We start from the raw sequence: 16,602 nt of genomic DNA on the forward strand, positions 1-16,602 counted from the left end.
ATTCACCTTGCCGGGCGGTGCGGGGCGGCCCGCCGCCCGGGCCCCTCTGCTTAAAGCAGGGTCATGTTGCCGTCTTCATCCTCGGAAGGCTGCGCCGCGGCCTCAGGCTGCGGGGATCCTTTGGCGGGAAGCTCCCGAAGGCCCGTCACGCGGATCAGGCGGGGCGAGACCCCGCGGCCCTTCCTTGTGCGGTGCAGCGTGTACTCGGCGAGACGCTGCCCGCTCAGAGGCTCCTCGCGCGGCTTTTTGGCCCGTCCTTCTCCCTCCACGACGACCCCGGAGGGCGAAATCGGCAGGGCGGCGACAATCCGCTCGCCCTTTTCGAGCCCCATCAGCTGCACCCCGAGCCCGCCGGAGGGCAGCGAGCGGACTTCCCCGATCGGGAAGACAAGCAGCCTGCCGCGCTCCGAGAGCACCGCGATGAGCGTCTGGTCCGCGCCGATGAGCTTCGGCTCGAGCGCCCGGCCGTCGTCAACCCGCAGAAACGCCTTGCCGGCCTTCACCCGGGCGGGCATGTCGCCCAGCTTCGAAATGAAGCCGCAGCCCAGGGTGCTCGCGAGGAACACCGGCTGCTCGGCCGGACCGCAGAGCATGCCGGCGACCTCGGCCCCCGGCTCCATTTCGATGAAGCTTGAAAGGGGAAGCCCGTCGCCGCGCGATCCGGGAAGCTGCGAGACGGCGATCGAGTACGAGCGCCCCGAGCTCGACAGCACGATGAGGGTATCGGTGCTCCTGCACTCGATCGCCCGGCCCGGACCGTCGCCCACCTTGTAGCTCATGAGTGAGATGTCGTGGCCGTGGCCGCTTCTTGTGCGGATGTAGCCCTTGCGGGAAATCACGATGGTGACCGGCTCGTCGACCATCTGGGGCCCTGCCTGCAGTGTCTGCGCGGGCTGCACGAGCGTTCGCCGGTCATCTCCGTAGGCCTTGGCGTCGGCGCCGATTTCGCGGGCGACAGCCCGGGCGAGTCTGGATTCGGAAGAAAGCAGCTTTTCAAGCGACTCGGCCTCCGAGCGGCACTGGGCCAGCTCTTTCTGGATCTGGATCTCGGAGAGCCGCGTGAGCTGCCTGAGCTTGATCTCGAGGATGTCCTCGGCCTGCCGGTCGGTGAGGGCGAAGGCACGCATCAGCTCGGGCTTTGGCTCGTCGCTGCCCCGGATGATGCGGATCACCTCGTCGATATTGAGAAGAACTTTCTCGCGCCCCTCGAGCACGTGAATGCGGTCCTGAAGCCGCCCGAGGCGGTTTTCAGTGCGCCGGCGGACGGTCTTCACGCGGAAGTCCACCCACTCGCGCAGGATCTCGAGCAGCGGCTTCTGGCGCGGGCGCCCGTCCGCGCCGATCATGACGAGGTTCATCGGAGCGTTGCACTCCAGGCTCGTCTGTGAAAAGAGCGCGGCCACAAAGCCGTCGCGGTCGACCTTCGAGGTCTTCGGCTCGAAGACGAGCCGCACCGGGACGTTTTTGTCGGACTCGTCGCGCACGTGGCCGAGCAACGCGAGCATGGCCGACTTCGCCTGCTGCTGCTCCGGCGTGAGGGACTTCTTTCCGGCCTTCGGGCGCGGGCTGGTGATCGACTCGATCTCCGAGAGCACCTGGGCGCTCGAGGCCGCCGGGGGCAGCTCCGTCACAACGAGCCGCCACTGCCCGCGCGCCATCTCCTCGAACTCGTAGCGGGCACGCACACGCAGCGTCCCGCGCCCCGTGCGGTAAATCTCGCGTATCACCGAAGGCTGCGAGATGATCTGCGCCCCGCCGGGATAGTCCGGCGCGGGCAGCACCGCAAGCACCTCGTCGAGCCCAGCCTGCGGGTTCTCGAGCAGCAGCTGGCAGGCCGCGGCAACCTCTCGGAGGTTGTGGGGCGGAATCTCGGTGGCCATGCCCACCGCGATGCCGCTCGCCCCGTTGAGCAGCACGAAGGGCAGCCTCGCGGGCAGCACCGCCGGCTCCTTGAAGGCCCCGTCGTAGTTCGGGACAAAGTCCACCGTGTCCTGATCGAGCTCCGAGAGCAGCAGCTCGGAAATCTTCGTGAGCTTCGCCTCGGTGTAGCGCATCGCGGCCGGTCCGTCGCCGTCGCGGCTGCCGAAGTTGCCGTGCCCGTCGACCAGCGGATAGCGCAGCGAAAAGGGCTGCGCCATGCGCACCATGGCGTCGTAAGCCGACTGGTCGCCGTGCGGATGGAACTTGCCGAGCACGTCGCCCACGACGCGGGCGGACTTCACGTAGTTCTTGTCGGCCGTCAGGTGCAGCTCGCGCGACATGTCGTAGAGGATACGCCTCTGGACGGGCTTCTGCCCGTCGCAGACGTTGGGCAGAGCGCGGTCGGTCACCACTGAAATTGCATAGTCGAGGTAGGCGCGGCTCGCAAACCGCGCGAGCGTGAGCCTGCCCTCGTCGCGCTCGTCGGCCTCGGTCTCGCCCATGAAGCGGCCCATGAGCGCAAGCGCATCGGGCTGCGCGGCCGCCGGGAGGGCAGCCTGGCCCCGGGCCTCTCCGGGCCCCTTTCCGTCCGCGCCGTCGGCCGTCGCCCCGGGCTGCGTCAGATCGTCTTTCGTTGTCATAAGCGTTTGTCCTTGGCCGGCATCAAACGTCGGCGTTGGCCTGGTCGCCGTAGCGCTCCAGCCATTCGCGCCTTGAGGCCGACTCCTTGTGCCCCATCAGCATCGTCATCACGGCCGAGGTGCTCGCGCGGTCCACGTCGCCCCAGGAGATCGGCAGCAGGCAGCGCGTGTCCGGGTTGAGAGCGGTCTCGCCGAGCTCCGAGGCGCTCATCTCGCCCAGGCCCTTGAAGCGGGCGATCGTGAGGTCCTCCGGGGCGATTTTCTCCTTGGCGAGCTTTTGCTGCGTGCGTGCGAGCTCGCGGTCGTCGAGGCAGTAGATCCGCCGCGCGGGCCTGCGGCCCCGGGCCGGCACCTCGACGCGGAAAAGCGGGGGCATCGCCACAAAGACGTGCCCGGCCTCGACCAGCGCGGGGAAATGCCGGAAAAAGAGCGTGAGCAACAGCACCTGAATGTGTGAGCCGTCCACATCCGCGTCGGCGAGGATGCAGATCTTGCCGTAGCGCAGGTGCGACAGGTCGCCTTCAGCCGCGGCGGCGTGCGGATTCACGCCGATCGCGGTGGCGATGTCGTGAATGATCTGGCTGTCAAACAGCCGTCCCTGGGCGACTTCCCAGGTGTTCAGGATCTTGCCGCGCAGCGGTAGGACCGCCTGGAACTCCTTGTCGCGCCCGACCTTGGCCGAACCCCCGGCCGAGTCGCCCTCGACCAGGTAGAGTTCGTTGCGGGAGGTGTCGGAGCTTTCGCAGTCGGTGAGCTTGCCGGGCAGCACCGCGACGCCCGAGGATTTCTTGCGGTCGATCCTCGGAGCGGAGGACTGCCGGCGCTGCGCCTGGTGGATCACGAGCTCGGCGAGCTTCCGGCCCTCCTCGACGTGGTCGTTGAGCCAGAACTCGAACTGCGGCGCAACAAAGGTCGAGACCAGCTTCAAGGCGTCGCGGCTCGTAAGCCGGTCCTTCGTCTGCCCCTGGAACTGCGGGTCGAGCATCTTGCACGACAGCACGAAGGAAGCACGCGAGAAGACATCCTCGGGCAGTAGCTTCACGCCCTTCACGGCGAGCTGGTGCGCGTCGATGAACGCCTTCACGGCCTGGAAGAGCCCGTCCTTCAGACCCGACTCGTGCGTGCCGCCGTCCGGGGTCGGGATGAGGTTCACGTACGACTCGCGCACGAGCCCTCCCTCCTCGGTCCAGGCGACCACCCAGGAGGCGCCCTCGCCCTCCGAGAAATTATCCGATTCCGGGCCGGCGAATCCCTCGGCCTCGAACGCGGGTATCACGGGCTGGAACTGCATTTCGGAGGCGAGATACTCGCCCAGGCCCCCCTCGTAGCGCCAGCGCTGGTCGCTGCCCGCGGTCTCGTCGTGGAAGATCACCTCGCAGCCGGGCATGAGCACGGCCTTCGAGCGCAGCAGCCGCACGAGCTTGTCAACCGGGATCACCGGCGAGTCGAAATACTTCGGATCGGGCCAGGCGGTGACGCGGGTGCCCGTCTCGGACTTGCGCCTGGGGCTTTTGCGGGACTTCAGGGGCTCGACGGTGAAGCCGTTTTCGAAGGCGATCGTGCTCTCCAGTCCGTCGCGCCAGACGGTGACCTCCATGCGGCGCGAAAGCGCGTTTGTCACCGACACGCCCACGCCGTGCAGCCCGCCGGAAAAGGCGTAGGCCCCGCCATTGGTCTTGTCAAACTTGCCGCCGGCATGCAGCGAGGTGAAGACGAGCTCCACCACGGGCTGGTGCTCCGTCGGGTGCAGGCCCACGGGAATGCCGCGGCCGTTGTCCTCGACCGTCACGGAGTTGTCTTTGTGCAGCCAGACCTCGATCTTCGTGCCGAACCCGGCGAGGACTTCGTCGCTCGAGTTGTCGATCACCTCCTGAATAATGTGCAGGGGATCGCAGGTGAGGGTGTACATCCCCGGGCGTTCCTTGACGGGTTCGAGTCCCTTGAGAACGCGGACACTCGATTCGACGTAGCTGCCGGTGGTTTTTCGGGTTGACATGTCGCAGGCGAGTAAGACTTTTTGGAAAATTAGGCCGGGCCATTTTAACGCAGCCGGCCGCGCGGCCCCCGCGGGCCCCGGCCCGTTCCCGCCGGCCGCGGAAGGCCCGGGCGGGACCGGACGGCGCTCAGCCGCGGGGATCGCGGATGAGGGAGAGGAACTCCATGCGGGTCGCGGTGTTTTTCAGGAAGTAGCCGCGCATCACCGAAGTCGTCATGGCGCAGTCGTTTTCCTTCACTCCGCGCCAGGACATGCATTCGTGACGGGCGCGCACGATCACGGCGAGCCCGTGCGGGTGAATGAGCCGCTCAAGCTCGTCGGCGAGCTGCACGGTCGCCTCCTCCTGAATCTGCGGGCGGGAAAAGACCCACTGGGCCAGCCGCGAGAACTTCGATATCCCGATCAGGTGCCCCGAGGGAATCACTCCGATCCAGCACTGGCCGATCACCGGCACGAAATGGTGCGAGCAGGCGCTGCGCACCGTGACCGGCCCAACCGTGTAGACCTGGTCGAGATTCTTCGTGTTGGGGAACTCGGTGATCTTCGGGCGGGGGGCATAGCGCCCCGCGAAAACCTCCTGCAGGTACATCTTGGCGATCCGGTGAGCCGTCTCGCGGGTGTTGGGATCCCGCTCGGTGTCGATCACCAGCGAGCCGAGCAGCGCCTGAACCCGCTCCTCGACCTCCTGCTGGAGCCGCTCCAGATCGCCTTCCTGCAGATACTCGGCGATATTGTCGTTCGCGCAGAAGTCCGCTCCCGCCTTCTGCAGCCGTTCGCGGATAATGTCCGAAATGAGCTTTCCGGCGCTTTTATTCATTGCTGTGCTGCCCTTCTCTTGCCACGGGCCCGGAGTGCTTCTGCGCGGGCCGTCCGCGCGCACCCTGCCCTCTCATTGCTAAAAACTTTAGTTTAACGGCTCCCGGAGGCCCTGAAGCGGACGGACCGGGACTATGATGGGCTGAGCCCCTCTCGGAAACGATGCGCCATGAGAATGAAACCCGCTCTTTTATCCCTCTTCCTTCTCGCCGCCTCGCCCGCGGCTCTGCCCTGCACACTCTACGGAGCCGCGGGCGCAGCCGCCGGCGGCGGCACGCTCATGGCCAAGGTCCGCGACCAGCTGCCGGGTAGCCAGGTGCTGCGCACCGTCGTCCCCGAAAAGGGATACGCGTACCGGGGGCTCTTTGTCGGGAAGCGCCCCACCTTCAATATGGGGATCAACAGCGCGGGGCTGGCCGCAGGGCTTTCCACCGCCGGATCCGTCCCGAAGAAAAAGCGGCTTTCCTACCCCCGCTTCAGGGGCCCCGCGGGCGAGCGACCTCTGGAGTACCTGATGGAGCGCTGCGCAACGGTCGAGGAGGCGCTTGCGGCAAAGGAGGTGTTCGACCATCCCGCGAACTTCATCCTGGCCGACCGCACGGAGGTGGCCATCGTGGAAGTCCTGCCGGACCTTACGCGCACGGTGCGGCGGGTTAAAAACGGCACCGCCGCGCACACCAACCACTACATCGAGCCCGGCTCGGAGCGCTTCAACGAAAAAATCGGAGAAAGCAGCGCCGCGAGGCTGAGCCGCATCCGCAGCCTGCTCGCCTCTCGGAAGGCCTTCAGCCTCCAGGACTTCATCGCCATGGGCCACGACCGCACGGCCGGGCCTGACGACAGCATCTGGCGCACCGGGGAAGCGCACCGGGAGAGGACGATCGCCTTCATGGTCGTGAGGATTCCTGCCTCGGGCGCCCCGCAGCTGCATCTTGAGTGGGAAGAGCAGAAGGACGATCCGCACTCGCTCAGGTCCGTCGATGAAACTCCTTTCCCCAAGGCCCCCGGCGGGGTCGCCCTGCCGGCTGGATCTGAGAAATAATGGAAAGGCGGCCCGCCATGATCTTCCGCATCATTGCTTTTTGCGTGCTGCTGCAGTTCGGCTATGTCTGCATGCGCGTCACCGTGAGCCTTGACGCGCTCGCGCATCAGGGCGGGGCGTTTCAGGTCGGCGTCATGATGAGCCTGCTCGCGCTTTTCCCCACCTTCCTCGCCATGCCCTTCGGGCGGTGGATGGACCGGGCGGGGGCGCAAAAGCCGATTCTGGCGGGCGCGGCCTGCCTGGCCGCGGCGGCGCTCTTTCCCTTTTCCTTTCCGATGGCCCGCTACGGGATCGTTCCCCTGTATCTGTGCTGCATTCTGGACGGCATCGGGTTCATGTGCATCCAGATGGCCTCGCTGCAGATGATGGGCAGCCTGTCGCGGCCCGAGCACAGGACCGACGCCTTTTCCTGGCTCGCGGTCGGGTTTGCCGCCTCGGGCCTGTGCGCCCCGGTCCTGTCGGGCTACACCATTGATCTTTTCGGCCACCGCTGGGCTTACGCGCTTGCGCTGCTGGCCATCGTTTTGGGCTTTTCGCTCTTTCTCCTCAATCTGAAGATTGTTCCCGCCTCCTGGGGCGAAGTGAAGAAAAAAGAACACAGAGCCGGTGCATTTGAGCTCCTCGGGCATCCAACGCTGAGGATTGTCCTTATCGTCTCGGCCATTGTTTCGGTGGCCTGGGAACTCGAAAACTTCATGTTCCCGGTCTATGGACACGAGATCGGGCTTTCGGCCACCCATATCGGCTGGCTGATCGGGTCATTTTATTCCGCGACCTTCATCGTCCGCTTCCTGATGCCGATTCTGTCAAGGCGCATCGGGCCCTGGACATTCATGGTCTTCGTGCTTTCCGCAGGCGCGGCGGCCTACGCCATCTTTCCCTTTTTCACGTCTCTGCCGCCGCTGCTGGCCGTCGCTTTCCTGCTCGGGCTGGGCCTGGGCGCCAGTCAGCCCAACGTGATGACCCTGCTGCACAACAACGCGCCGCCCGGACGCGTGGGCGAAGCGCTGGGCATCCGCACCATGATGAGAAACGCCGCCCATACTATCGTGCCGGTCTGTTTCGGCGCCGTCACGGCCCTGATCGGCGTTTTCTGGATCTTCATCGCGCAGGCCGCCCTGATGGGAGGCTCGGCCCTGCTGGTGCACTTCAGGGACCGAACCGGAAACTAAGCGGCCCGCCGCTTTATAACACGATGAAGAACGAGCTCCTGAAGGGCGTCCGGTTCGAATCCATCCAGGAAGTAACGAAGGCGGTTGAGAAGGCCGTCAGGTTCTACAACGAGGAGCATCCTCACATGAGCGTAGACATGAAGACACCAAGAGATGCTGCGGACAACGTTGGAGATATTCCTAAACGGTGGACCCGCCGCAGGGAGATGCACTTGAAAAATCAGCGCGACGCTTGCAATAACCCTGAGATATGTTTACTTTCGGATTCGTGCCGGCAGGGTTAGTACAGCCGGCACTTTGGCAGTCAACCTCCGAAAGGAAGAAGGCGACGGCAGTCAACTTATTTCGGGGTTAGGAGAAAGAAGTCAACTTTCTTCCGTTTTAGCAACTTAACCGAGTCAAACTTTTTAAGGGTTAAGAGGCAAAAGTAGTCAACCTATTTCAGGAAACTACATTCCGCAAAAAAAGCTAGGCTGAACAGGGGAGCAGATAGACCCCAGAAGGGGGCAAAGAAGGGGGTAAAATCAACAATTTTGTGTAAATTGCTGATTTTATTAAGAATAATGGTGCCCCCGCTGGGACTCGAACCCGGATCTAACCCTTAGGAGGGGCTTGTTCTATCCAGTTGAACTACGGGGACGCCCGGTTTCCGACCTCGATCGGAAACGAGGAATAGATTCTACTCAAAATGAAAGAACTTTGCTTGCCGGACCCCCGAACGCGGTGTTTCGCGATACCATGGGCGGAAAAACAAGTACGTGTATTCCTAAAAGCCCTCTCATGAGAATACCCTTAAATTCCCTCAGAGAAAATCTGGCCGACCGCATCGACCTGCTGATCAAGATCGCCTTCGGCGTGCTGATCGCCATCGGCTGCTACATGGTAGTCGCGCCTTTTGCCACCGCCATCCTGATTTCCGCAATGCTCTGCGTGGTCACCTGGCCCTTTTTCCTCCGGGTCGACGCGCTGGTGAAAGGCCGCAGGACGCTTTCCTCAGCCATCATGGTGCTGATCATCGGCGTGATGGTGATCCTGCCGCTCACCTTCATCGTCGTCTTCGCCATGCAGCAGCTCTCGAGCGCCCTCATCCTCATCCGCGAGTGGGTGGCCGAAGGCATGCCGCTGCCGGCCTGGGCGAGCTCGCTGCCCTGGGTGGGCTCCTACCTGCACGAGCCACTCGGGAAAATAGTCAAGTACCCCGAAGTCGCCTCGGCCATCAAGCAGGCCGGCACCGCCCTCACGCGCGGTGTGATCAGCTCGAGCGCCTCGGTGGTGAACATCATCGTGCAGCTGCTGCTCATCGCGGCCGTCGCCTTCATCTTCTACAGGAACGGCGAAACGCTCGCGAAAAAAGTTCAGAGCCTTCTTGAAAAAGTGGGCGGCAACCTCTCCTCCTCGTTCCAGAACATCCTCGTGAACACAACCCGCTCGGTGGTGTTTGGGATTTTCGGCACGGCTCTGGGCCAGGCGCTGCTCGCCTACATCGGCTTCTGGATCTGCGGCATCGACAACAAGACGCTCTTCGCCTTCATGGTGTTCATCCTCTCGATGGTTCCGATGGGGCCTCCCTTCGTGTGGGGGCCGCTTGCCGTCGCGCTCTATCTCAAGGGAGAGGTGGGCTATGCGATCTTTCTCGCGATCTGGGGATCCTGCGTGGTCTCAAGCGTCGACAACTTCCTCAAGCCCCTGCTGATTTCGCGGGGCACCCCGCTGCCGATGGCGCTCGTCTTCCTCGGCGTGTTCGGCGGCCTCATCGCCTTCGGCTTCCTCGGGATCCTGCTCGGACCGATCCTGCTGTCGCTCGGCACCACGCTGTTTACGGCCTGGCTCGCAAAGCCCGTGTCCAAGTCCCCGCAGACGATGGAAATTGTCAGCGAGGCGGCTGAAGGCGGAGACGGCGAGCAGAAGAAAGCCGGCTGAAAAACAAGCCGCTCTTCAGGAAAGAGGGCGGAAGCGGCCTGACGCGGTTTTGACCCCGCCGCTACACTTAGCCTGCCGCCGCGTCCCCCGCGGCCCGCTTTTTTAAGGACAGGAACACATGATCAGCAACGTTTTGGAAACCGTTCAGAAGCGCTACACCGCCAAGCACTACGACCCCAGCCGGAAGATCTCTCCCGAAGACTGGGCGAAGGTTGAGGAAATCCTGCGGCTCGCCCCCTCCTCCGTAAACTACCAGCCCGTCGAATATTTCGTCGCCTCAACGGAGGCGGCCCGGGCCAAAGTGGCCAAGGCCGTCCTCAGCATCAATGCGGAGAGGGTTCTCAAGGCGAGTCACGTCGTGGTTTTCACGGTACCCCTTGCTGCGCGTGAATCGCACCTGAAGGCCGTGCTCGAGAAGGAAGATCTCGACGGGCGCTATGCGAATCCGGAACTGAAGAATGCCCAGGACCAGGGCCGCCGGCACTTCGTCGGCCTGCACCAGATCAGCCCGGCCGAAATCACGGAATGGTTCACCCGCCAGGCCTATCTGGCTTGCGGCTTCGTCGTCATGGCGACCGCCGAGGCCGGCATCGACTCCACCATCATGGAAGGATTTGACTTCCCCGCGCTCGACCGCGAACTCGGCCTCAGGGAAAAAGGCCTCGCCTCGGTGCTCGTCGTGAGCTTCGGCTACCACGCTGACAACGATGGCAATGCGATCCGCCCGAAGTCAAGGCTCGCGCGCGATCTTGTGATCCACGAGCTCTAAAAACGACGCCCCGCAAGGGGCGCCCGACGCAAAGGCCTGGAAGCTTCTGCCTGCCCGGCGGGGGCTTCCGGTCCTTCGATTTTTTTCCTGTTTCAAGAGCAGAAGGCCGCTCTCAGACCTTCATCAGCAGCTTCCTGTAATGCTGCAGCTCCTCGACTGACTCCCTGATGTCTGAAATCGCCTGATGCTTCGTCGTCTTCACGGAGCGCCAGACCGCCTCCGGCGCCCAACGCCTCGCAAGCTCCTTCAGAGTCGAAACATCGATCGAGCGGTAGTGGAAGAAGGACTCGAGCCGGGGCATCCAGCGGGCCATGAAGCGCCGGTCCTGCCCGATCGTATTTCCGCACATCGGGCTCTTTCCCGGGGGCACGAAGCGCGAGAAGACCTCGAGGCAGAGGTCCGTGGCCTGCTCCTCGTCAATCGTGCTTTCCTGAACGCGGCGCACGAGTCCTGACTCGCCGTGGGTCTTTCGGTTCCACGCATCCATCGCCGCGAGCACCGCGTCGCTCTGGTGAATCGCGATCACGGGCCCCTCGTGAATGATGTTGAGCTGTGCGTCGGTGATCACGGCCCCGAGCTCGATGATGCGGTTCACCTCCGGCTGCAGGCCGGTCATTTCCAGGTCCACCCAGATCAAATTCGTCTCCGAAAAACGGGGATCGCGTTCCGCTGCCATTTTCTGTCCCTTTATGCTTGAATTGAGCTCGCGCCCGCAGACGGCGCCGCAGGCTGAAATTTCCGCCATTTTCGCACTTTCGGGCCGCAGGCGACACCCTGGGGCCTGCCTTCCCGATGTTGAAGAAAAAAAACGTCCGCGCTAGTCTGCGTTCATCCGCAGTTTCATTTTCAAACGCTTCCCCCTGAAGAGACAGCATGCGCCCCGGTGTAAAAAAATCCCCGCTTCCGGCCCTGAATTCCACAGAGGCCCTGGTCATCGCCACGCACGGCCGGCATCACTATGTCCGGACGAGCGAGGGCCGGATTCTCGAAGCTCACCGCAGGGGAAAAAAGGCAGACGTGGTCGTAGGCGACCGGGTGAAGGTTTCCATCGCAGGCGGCCTGGCCGCGATCGAGGAAATCCTTCCCCGCAGCTCGCTGCTCTATCGCAGCGACAAGTGGCGTGTGAAGGAGCTTGCCGCGAACATCGACCAGGTCGCCGTCGTATTCGCCAGCCGCCCGACCTTCAACCCCTGGTTCATCTGGAAGGCGCTGCTTGCCGCCGGCAAGGCGGGGATCGAGGCGATCGCGGTGCGCAACAAGTCAGATCTGCAGGAAGGCGCCCCTGAGGCGGACGAGGCGCTCGCGCTGCTGTCGCGCCTGGGAGTGCGCACCATCAGCGTGTCCGCCAGGGTCCGCCCCGTAGAGGCGCGCGGCCTTCTCGAGCCGCTGCTGCGCGGCCGCAGAACGCTTCTGGTCGGACAGTCGGGCATGGGGAAATCCACTCTCCTTAACCTTCTCGTCCCGGAGGCGCAAGCCCTCACCCGCGAATTTTCCGAGGCGCTCGACCTCGGCAAGCAGACAACGACCGCCGCGCGGTGGTACGACCTGACAGGCGGCGGCGCGATCGTCGATTCGCCTGGCTTTCAGGAATTCGGGCTCGAACACCTCTCGCTCGAGGACGTGATCTCTGGCATGCCCGATATCGCTGCGGCAGCTGCCCGGGGCTGCCGCTTCGCCAACTGCCGGCATCTGTCCGAGCCGGGCTGCGCGGTGAAGGCCGCCCTCGATCGGGGAGAAATCAGCCCCCGGCGCTATGAGTTTTACGAGGCGCTTGCGCGCTCTGTTCTCAGCCGCCGGACTTATGCGCCTTAAGGGCCCGGAGACCGTGGAGAAAAAAACAGGCGGCAGCCGAATCGTGCGGCCCCGCCTGAGAATATGTCTGATTCAACGATCTCCTTGAGAAAAAATCTTTGCATTCTCAAAGAGATCTTTGCAAATTGTAGTCGGCGTCCTGAACGCCGCCGGACAAAGATAGCTTAAACTAATAGATAGTATTAGAAGCAGTTAATCACTTCCCGGATGAATGCGGATCCGGCCCCTGAGCTCCGGCCAGATGCGCTCGATCTGCCCCACTTTAGGCACAAGCAGCCTCCTGCAGTTTTCGGCGATGAGCTTCAGGGCCGAAGACGGGTTGCTACGCATGGCGAGCCCGACGATGTGGCGCGTCGTTCCGGGCTCGTTCACGAGCTTGATGCAGAAGCGGCTCCAGTCCATGCGGTGGCCGAGCAGTCCCAGCGGAAAGGTGAGGCACCAGCCGAATCCCCTTTCGACCAGACTGAGCACAACCGCCTTGTTGTCGATGCCGTACTGCTCAGGCAGGTCCACGCCGGCCGCGTCCATGGCCGCCGCGATGTGCAGGCCGATACCGGTGTCGCGGGGCGAGGACAGGACGGGCAGTCCGCAGCGCGACAGCCTCTGCAGGGTCCAGGGCGAGCCGGCCGCAAACGAGGCGGGCATGACGGCCACCATGGGCTCGTCCATGATCGGCTCGCACATGCACTCGTCGCCCCTCTGGAAATTGTCGAGGACGACGACAGTCTCGATTTCGCGGCGCCGCAGCATATGCATGAGGTAATCCGAGGCGCCCTGGCGGAAAATGGTGCGGTGGGTCCGCCCCCTGAGGCTGACCAGGAGGTCGGCGCCCATGGTCTGGGTGAACGACTCGATCATGCCGAAGTTGATGTCCGGCAGCTTGCTGTTTTCCTCCTGGATCGCGAGAATCGCCTCGCCCAGCTTCTTGCGGGCGCCCTCGAGCGAGCTGCGCAGGAGCTTCGCCTCGCTCGTCACCGTGAGAGGCCGGGTTGTGCGGTCAAACAGCTCGACGGAAAGCGCCGACTCGAGCAGCGCGATTTTCTGGCTCACGGCGCTTTGCGTCACACCAAGCTCGGCTGCGGCCTCGTGAAAGGAACGCGTACGGCACACCGCGAGAAACGTCTCGGCGCTGCGCATCAGCACGGTTTCGCAGTCGGGTGCGGCGCTGCTGCCCATATCTCGCCTCCTTCTTCCTCAAGAAAACCTCAGCTCTGGCATTTCGGGCAGAAGCGCGTGCCCCGGCCCGCAATGTGCGTGAGCTCGATCGCTGTCCCGCAGACCCTGCAGGGCTTTCCCTCGCGCCCGTAAACATACAGGTTCGCCGCGTTGCCGCCCTCGCGTCCGCTGCCGTCGAGGAAATCCCGGAAAGTGGTCCCGCCGCTTTCTATCGAAGTCTCGAAGACCTGCCTCACGGTCTTGAAAAGCCTCTCGGCTTCCTGGGCCGATACCGCAGCGCAGGGGCGCTCCGGCCTGATGCCGGCCAGAAAGAGCGCCTCGTCGGCGTAGATGTTGCCGACCCCGGCGAGGTTGCGCTGGTTGAGCAGGAAGGCCTTCACACTGCTTCTGCCCGCCCGCAGCGCCCGCGCGAACCCCTCGGCCGTGAGCTTCGGGTCGAGCGCGTCGGGCCCGAGCGCATCAAAGCCCGGAACGCCCGAGAGGCCCTGCGAGGGAATGAGCCACAGCTCGCCCAGCGTCCGTACGTCGCCGTATGCGAGCACGCCCTTCGAAAGCTGGAAGACGATTCTGGTGTACGGGGGCAGCCGGGCGCCCGGGTCGGCCTTCCAGACAAGCCGGCCGGTCATCCGCAGATGCACGAGAAGGCTCTTCGGGCCGTCGAGACCCAGCACCAGGTACTTGCCCTTTCGCCGCACGGCGGCAAAGACCCGCCCCTTGAGCGCCGCCCCGAAGGCTTCGGGCGACGCGTTCTTAAGAAGCCTCGGCAGCTTCACATCAACCGACTCGATCTCTGAACCCGGCAGATGCTCGTCCAGGTACCGGCGGACCACTTCGACTTCCGGCAGCTCCGGCATGGCTCCTCACTCGTCTTTTTTGGGAACGAAGGAGGTAAAAAGCCCGCTGCCCATCGGATGGGCGGGCTCGGACTGCTCCCTGCGGTCGAGCGCCTCGCTGATTCTCTTGCGGGCCCGCTCGACGTCGAGCATGTCCTCGGCCTCGCGCTTCACGCTCGCGCTCGCGGGCTTGAGAAAATCGGGTATGAAGATGTCGCTGTCGTCCACATCTCCCTCCTCGAGGGACTCGACCCGGAGCACCTTCACCGAGAAGCGCAGCGTCCAGCCGGCGTAAGGATGGTTGCCGTCGAGCACCGCCTGTCCGTCGGCAATGTCGGTGACGATGTAGGCCCGGCCCTCGTCGACGGGCACGCCGGGAATGTGCGAGAAGCGCATGCCCTTTTTAAGGTTCTTTACTCCGAGGCTCGCCACGGGCACAAGGTGGACAAGGTTCTCGTCAAAGTCCCCGAAGCTCTCCTCGGGCTCGAGGATGACATCAAAGCTCTCGCCCTCTTTTTTCCCCACAAGCGCCTGGTCCATGCGCGGGAAGACGTCCTCGTTGCCGCAGCGCAGCGACACGCCCTCCTCGCCGGTCTGGTCCACGATGTTGCCGCGCAGGTCCCAGACCGTTACGAAAATAGTGACGAGGCTGCCCGCCTCAACTGTCTTTGCCATTGCATTCCCCCTGATTCTGGCTGCCGGCGCCCTGCGGCCCGGCAGCGCCCTTTCCGGAAAGGATCTCGTCCATCGCCGAGCCGGGCCTCGACTCCCGCGCGAGCCGCTCGAGCAGCCGCTCGTCGTCGATGCGCAGCAACCCCTTGGGGTTCTCGCCCCAGCGGTTCTCGCCAGGCTTGCCCTCCATGGACAGCAGCACCAGCAGCCCGAGCGGCAGAAGGGCCGCCGCAGCGATCACCCACCAGCCCGAGCGCCCGATGTCGTGCAGTCGCCTCACCGAGGCCGTGAGGGCGAACCACCCGCTTACGGCAGCGGCCCCCGCCGCGGCCCAGGCCGGGCCGCCCCTAGACAGAAGCCACGATGCGGCCATCGCCGAGGCCGCCAGCGCCGCGGCCCACACGATCAGGCACAGCGCATAGCGCGACCGCGGCAGCCGCCCATCGGGCAGCACTGCGAAGAGGTCGCGCAGGAATCCTCCGCGCCGTCCGTTTTCTGTCACTGTCAGACTCCTTTTCCAAAGCCGCCGAAGGCGCAGTCCGCGCTGAAACCCCCGCGGGGCCGCACGACTGCGCCTTCGAAAGCCGGCCGCAAAGTGCCGCGCTGCCCGAGCTCCTACCGGGTCTGCTCGCCCAGCAGCGTGATGATCTTCGGAGCAACCCCGGTCTTGTCAGGCGACCCGTCGGCTCCCGTCACGGTGAGGCGCGACTGGCTGCCTTCTCCCGTGAGCTTGATCTGATAGGCCGGCGGCTCAACCGTCTTGGTGCGACTGAAAAGATTCGTGAAGAAGCCCTGCTCCTTCTTCATCCTCTCTTCGTAGGCCGGATCAAGGTACTTCACGAGGAAGATGCCCTTCGCGCGGTCGCGGTCCGTCACAGTGAAATTCATGCGGTCGATCGCGAGCGCAACGCGCCTCCAGGCGCGGTCAAACGGCTCCTTGATCAGGACTGCCGCGGCCCGGCCGTCGGCCCCGTTCACAATCTCGCTCTTGTAGACGGGCGCGGCGGCGATCGCCCCCGCGGCCTTCTTTTCAGCCTCAGCCGCCTTGGTGGAGGGCAGGTCCGACTTCTTCACGCCGGGGTTGAACTCCTGCTCGATCTTCTGCGCGAGGCGGGTCGCCATCTCCGCCTCAAGCTGCGGATCGCGCGGACCGGGCTGCCAGATCGTAGCCTCTTCCTTGTTCTTCACCACCTCGACCATGGAGCGGTGAGTGATGTAGATGTCGGTGCCGCCCTGGTCGGAGCGCTCAAGCCTGCAGCGGTACTGGTCGCGCTCGCCCGTCGAGTACACCGCGTCGATCAGCTTGCCCAGCGTCGCGCGGATGATGTCCTGGGGGAGCCTTGCCTTGTTCTCGGCCCACTCGGTTTCAATGTAGCCGGTCTTCGGATCCTGGCTGCGGATCGTGAGGCCCACCGAGGCCCAGAAGTCCTGCACGATGGGCCAGAGCTTTTCGGCCGGAACGTTGGCGTGCACCCAGCGCTCGTCGCCGTCCTTCATGATCTTGGCGGTCACCATTTCGGGCAGCACGGTCGTGGTTCCGGAGGCCGCGCCGGAAGCGGCGGAGGCCGCGGCCCGGCTGCTCAGCTCCGAGGCCTTCACGGGACGGGTCCGCTCGGGCACCGTGTAGCGGTTTTCCTTCGGCAACTGCGACAGATCCGGCGGAATCTCAAGCGGAGCGCGCGAGTTGCTTGATTCGTACTGCACCTTGTCGTTGTTGAAGGTCTGCCCCAGGTAGGAGCAAGCGCCCAGAGCCGCCGGCAAGGCCGCAATCAGCGCTACGCGCAGCACTTTTCCATTCATGTGTTCGATCCTTCCAGTCATAGAAACCGGGAG

Annotated in this window: 15 protein-coding genes and 1 tRNA gene; 6 read left to right on the forward strand and 10 right to left on the reverse strand. The window is 64.2% G+C overall.

Features of this window, described 5'->3' with window-relative positions; all coding sequences use genetic code 11:
* Positions 1–50: 50 nt before the first annotated feature.
* The 3 genes from parC to folE all read right to left on the reverse strand — a co-directional run bounded on the left by parC (position 51) and on the right by folE (position 5,374).
* Positions 51–2,423 (reverse strand): DNA topoisomerase IV subunit A, encoded by a 2,373-nt coding sequence (gene parC / locus MAF45_RS03450; RefSeq protein ID WP_237978229.1) that lies wholly within the window; start codon positions 2,421–2,423, stop codon positions 51–53.
* A gap of 160 nt (positions 2,424–2,583) precedes the next feature.
* Positions 2,584–4,557, reverse strand: coding sequence for a DNA topoisomerase IV subunit B (locus tag MAF45_RS03455; RefSeq protein WP_237978155.1), 1,974 nt, complete (start codon positions 4,555–4,557; stop codon positions 2,584–2,586).
* A gap of 127 nt (positions 4,558–4,684) precedes the next feature.
* The gene (gene folE, locus MAF45_RS03460) at positions 4,685–5,374 is read right to left on the reverse strand and encodes a GTP cyclohydrolase I (protein ID WP_237978156.1); all 690 of its coding nucleotides are present in this window, start codon (positions 5,372–5,374) and stop codon (positions 4,685–4,687) included.
* A 168-nt stretch (positions 5,375–5,542) separates the two neighbouring features.
* On the opposite strand from folE, the gene MAF45_RS03465 reads away from it, so the two are divergent.
* Genes MAF45_RS03465 through MAF45_RS11440 form a run of 3 tightly spaced genes read left to right on the forward strand, consistent with a single transcriptional unit; the run spans position 5,543 to position 7,871 of the window.
* Positions 5,543–6,415, forward strand: a complete 873-nt coding sequence (locus MAF45_RS03465) for a carcinine hydrolase/isopenicillin-N N-acyltransferase family protein (protein WP_237978157.1) — start codon at positions 5,543–5,545, stop codon at positions 6,413–6,415.
* A 17-nt stretch (positions 6,416–6,432) separates the two neighbouring features.
* Complete coding sequence (locus tag MAF45_RS03470) at positions 6,433–7,587, forward strand: MFS transporter (protein ID WP_237978158.1); 1,155 nt, start codon at positions 6,433–6,435, stop codon at positions 7,585–7,587.
* Positions 7,588–7,610: 23 nt separating this feature from the next.
* A complete protein-coding gene (locus MAF45_RS11440) occupies positions 7,611–7,871 on the forward strand; it encodes an integrase core domain-containing protein (RefSeq protein ID WP_370659307.1) in 261 nt (86 codons plus the stop codon).
* A gap of 280 nt (positions 7,872–8,151) precedes the next feature.
* On the opposite strand, the gene MAF45_RS03475 is transcribed toward MAF45_RS11440, so the two are convergent.
* A tRNA-Arg gene (locus MAF45_RS03475) sits at positions 8,152–8,227 on the reverse strand.
* A 140-nt stretch (positions 8,228–8,367) separates the two neighbouring features.
* On the opposite strand from MAF45_RS03475, the gene MAF45_RS03480 reads away from it, so the two are divergent.
* Both MAF45_RS03480 and nfsB read left to right on the forward strand, forming a co-directional pair.
* The gene (locus MAF45_RS03480) at positions 8,368–9,507 is read left to right on the forward strand and encodes an AI-2E family transporter (protein ID WP_237978159.1); all 1,140 of its coding nucleotides are present in this window, start codon (positions 8,368–8,370) and stop codon (positions 9,505–9,507) included.
* 118 nt (positions 9,508–9,625) lie between these two features.
* On the forward strand, positions 9,626–10,276 hold the full coding sequence (nfsB, locus tag MAF45_RS03485; RefSeq protein ID WP_237978160.1) for an oxygen-insensitive NAD(P)H nitroreductase: 651 nt from the start codon (positions 9,626–9,628) through the stop codon (positions 10,274–10,276).
* A gap of 112 nt (positions 10,277–10,388) precedes the next feature.
* Here nfsB and orn read toward each other — a convergent pair whose 3' ends face one another.
* Entirely contained in the window at positions 10,389–10,952 is a 564-nt protein-coding gene (orn, locus tag MAF45_RS03490; RefSeq protein ID WP_237978161.1) for an oligoribonuclease, read from the reverse strand.
* A 197-nt stretch (positions 10,953–11,149) separates the two neighbouring features.
* Here orn and rsgA point away from each other — a divergent pair, with 197 nt between their 5' ends.
* Positions 11,150–12,088 (forward strand): ribosome small subunit-dependent GTPase A, encoded by a 939-nt coding sequence (gene rsgA, locus MAF45_RS03495; RefSeq protein ID WP_237978162.1) that lies wholly within the window; start codon positions 11,150–11,152, stop codon positions 12,086–12,088.
* Between the two features lie 192 nt (positions 12,089–12,280).
* Here the strand turns inward: rsgA and MAF45_RS03500 are convergent, their stop codons facing one another.
* From MAF45_RS03500 to bamC, 5 genes are all read right to left on the reverse strand, one after another.
* A complete protein-coding gene (locus MAF45_RS03500; protein ID WP_237978163.1) occupies positions 12,281–13,264 on the reverse strand; it encodes a LysR family transcriptional regulator in 984 nt (327 codons plus the stop codon).
* A 29-nt stretch (positions 13,265–13,293) separates the two neighbouring features.
* The gene (gene mutM, locus MAF45_RS03505) at positions 13,294–14,118 is read right to left on the reverse strand and encodes a bifunctional DNA-formamidopyrimidine glycosylase/DNA-(apurinic or apyrimidinic site) lyase (protein ID WP_237978164.1); all 825 of its coding nucleotides are present in this window, start codon (positions 14,116–14,118) and stop codon (positions 13,294–13,296) included.
* Between the two features lie 6 nt (positions 14,119–14,124).
* Positions 14,125–14,772 carry an FKBP-type peptidyl-prolyl cis-trans isomerase gene (locus tag MAF45_RS03510; RefSeq protein ID WP_237978165.1) on the reverse strand — a complete coding sequence of 216 codons (648 nt, stop codon included), beginning with the start codon at positions 14,770–14,772 and terminating at the stop codon, positions 14,125–14,127.
* Positions 14,756–15,271, reverse strand: a complete 516-nt coding sequence (locus MAF45_RS03515) for a DUF805 domain-containing protein (protein ID WP_237978166.1) — start codon at positions 15,269–15,271, stop codon at positions 14,756–14,758. The genes MAF45_RS03510 and MAF45_RS03515 overlap by 17 nt, the downstream gene beginning before the upstream one ends.
* A gap of 113 nt (positions 15,272–15,384) precedes the next feature.
* Positions 15,385–16,569 carry an NlpB/DapX family lipoprotein gene (bamC, locus tag MAF45_RS03520; protein ID WP_237978167.1) on the reverse strand — a complete coding sequence of 395 codons (1,185 nt, stop codon included), beginning with the start codon at positions 16,567–16,569 and terminating at the stop codon, positions 15,385–15,387.
* Positions 16,570–16,602: the final 33 nt, after the last annotated feature.

The sequence above is a fragment of the Mesosutterella porci genome, assembly GCF_022134585.1.
GTDB lineage: Bacteria > Pseudomonadota > Gammaproteobacteria > Burkholderiales > Burkholderiaceae_F > Mesosutterella > Mesosutterella porci.

What these genes read in the sequence shown, in the direction of transcription:
- parC (WP_237978229.1), bottom strand. Translation starts at nt 2,423, where the DNA reads ATGGGCGAGACCGAGGCCGACGAGCGCGACGAGGGCAGGCTCACGCTC.
- MAF45_RS03455 (WP_237978155.1), bottom strand. Translation starts at nt 4,557, where the DNA reads ATGTCAACCCGAAAAACCACCGGCAGCTACGTCGAATCGAGTGTCCGC.
- folE (WP_237978156.1), bottom strand. Translation starts at nt 5,374, where the DNA reads ATGAATAAAAGCGCCGGAAAGCTCATTTCGGACATTATCCGCGAACGG.
- MAF45_RS03465 (WP_237978157.1), top strand. Translation starts at nt 5,543, where the DNA reads ATGAGAATGAAACCCGCTCTTTTATCCCTCTTCCTTCTCGCCGCCTCG.
- MAF45_RS03470 (WP_237978158.1), top strand. Translation starts at nt 6,433, where the DNA reads ATGATCTTCCGCATCATTGCTTTTTGCGTGCTGCTGCAGTTCGGCTAT.
- MAF45_RS11440 (WP_370659307.1), top strand. Translation starts at nt 7,611, where the DNA reads ATGAAGAACGAGCTCCTGAAGGGCGTCCGGTTCGAATCCATCCAGGAA.
- MAF45_RS03480 (WP_237978159.1), top strand. Translation starts at nt 8,368, where the DNA reads ATGAGAATACCCTTAAATTCCCTCAGAGAAAATCTGGCCGACCGCATC.
- nfsB (WP_237978160.1), top strand. Translation starts at nt 9,626, where the DNA reads ATGATCAGCAACGTTTTGGAAACCGTTCAGAAGCGCTACACCGCCAAG.
- orn (WP_237978161.1), bottom strand. Translation starts at nt 10,952, where the DNA reads ATGGCAGCGGAACGCGATCCCCGTTTTTCGGAGACGAATTTGATCTGG.
- rsgA (WP_237978162.1), top strand. Translation starts at nt 11,150, where the DNA reads ATGCGCCCCGGTGTAAAAAAATCCCCGCTTCCGGCCCTGAATTCCACA.
- MAF45_RS03500 (WP_237978163.1), bottom strand. Translation starts at nt 13,264, where the DNA reads ATGGGCAGCAGCGCCGCACCCGACTGCGAAACCGTGCTGATGCGCAGC.
- mutM (WP_237978164.1), bottom strand. Translation starts at nt 14,118, where the DNA reads ATGCCGGAGCTGCCGGAAGTCGAAGTGGTCCGCCGGTACCTGGACGAG.
- MAF45_RS03510 (WP_237978165.1), bottom strand. Translation starts at nt 14,772, where the DNA reads ATGGCAAAGACAGTTGAGGCGGGCAGCCTCGTCACTATTTTCGTAACG.
- bamC (WP_237978167.1), bottom strand. Translation starts at nt 16,569, where the DNA reads ATGAATGGAAAAGTGCTGCGCGTAGCGCTGATTGCGGCCTTGCCGGCG.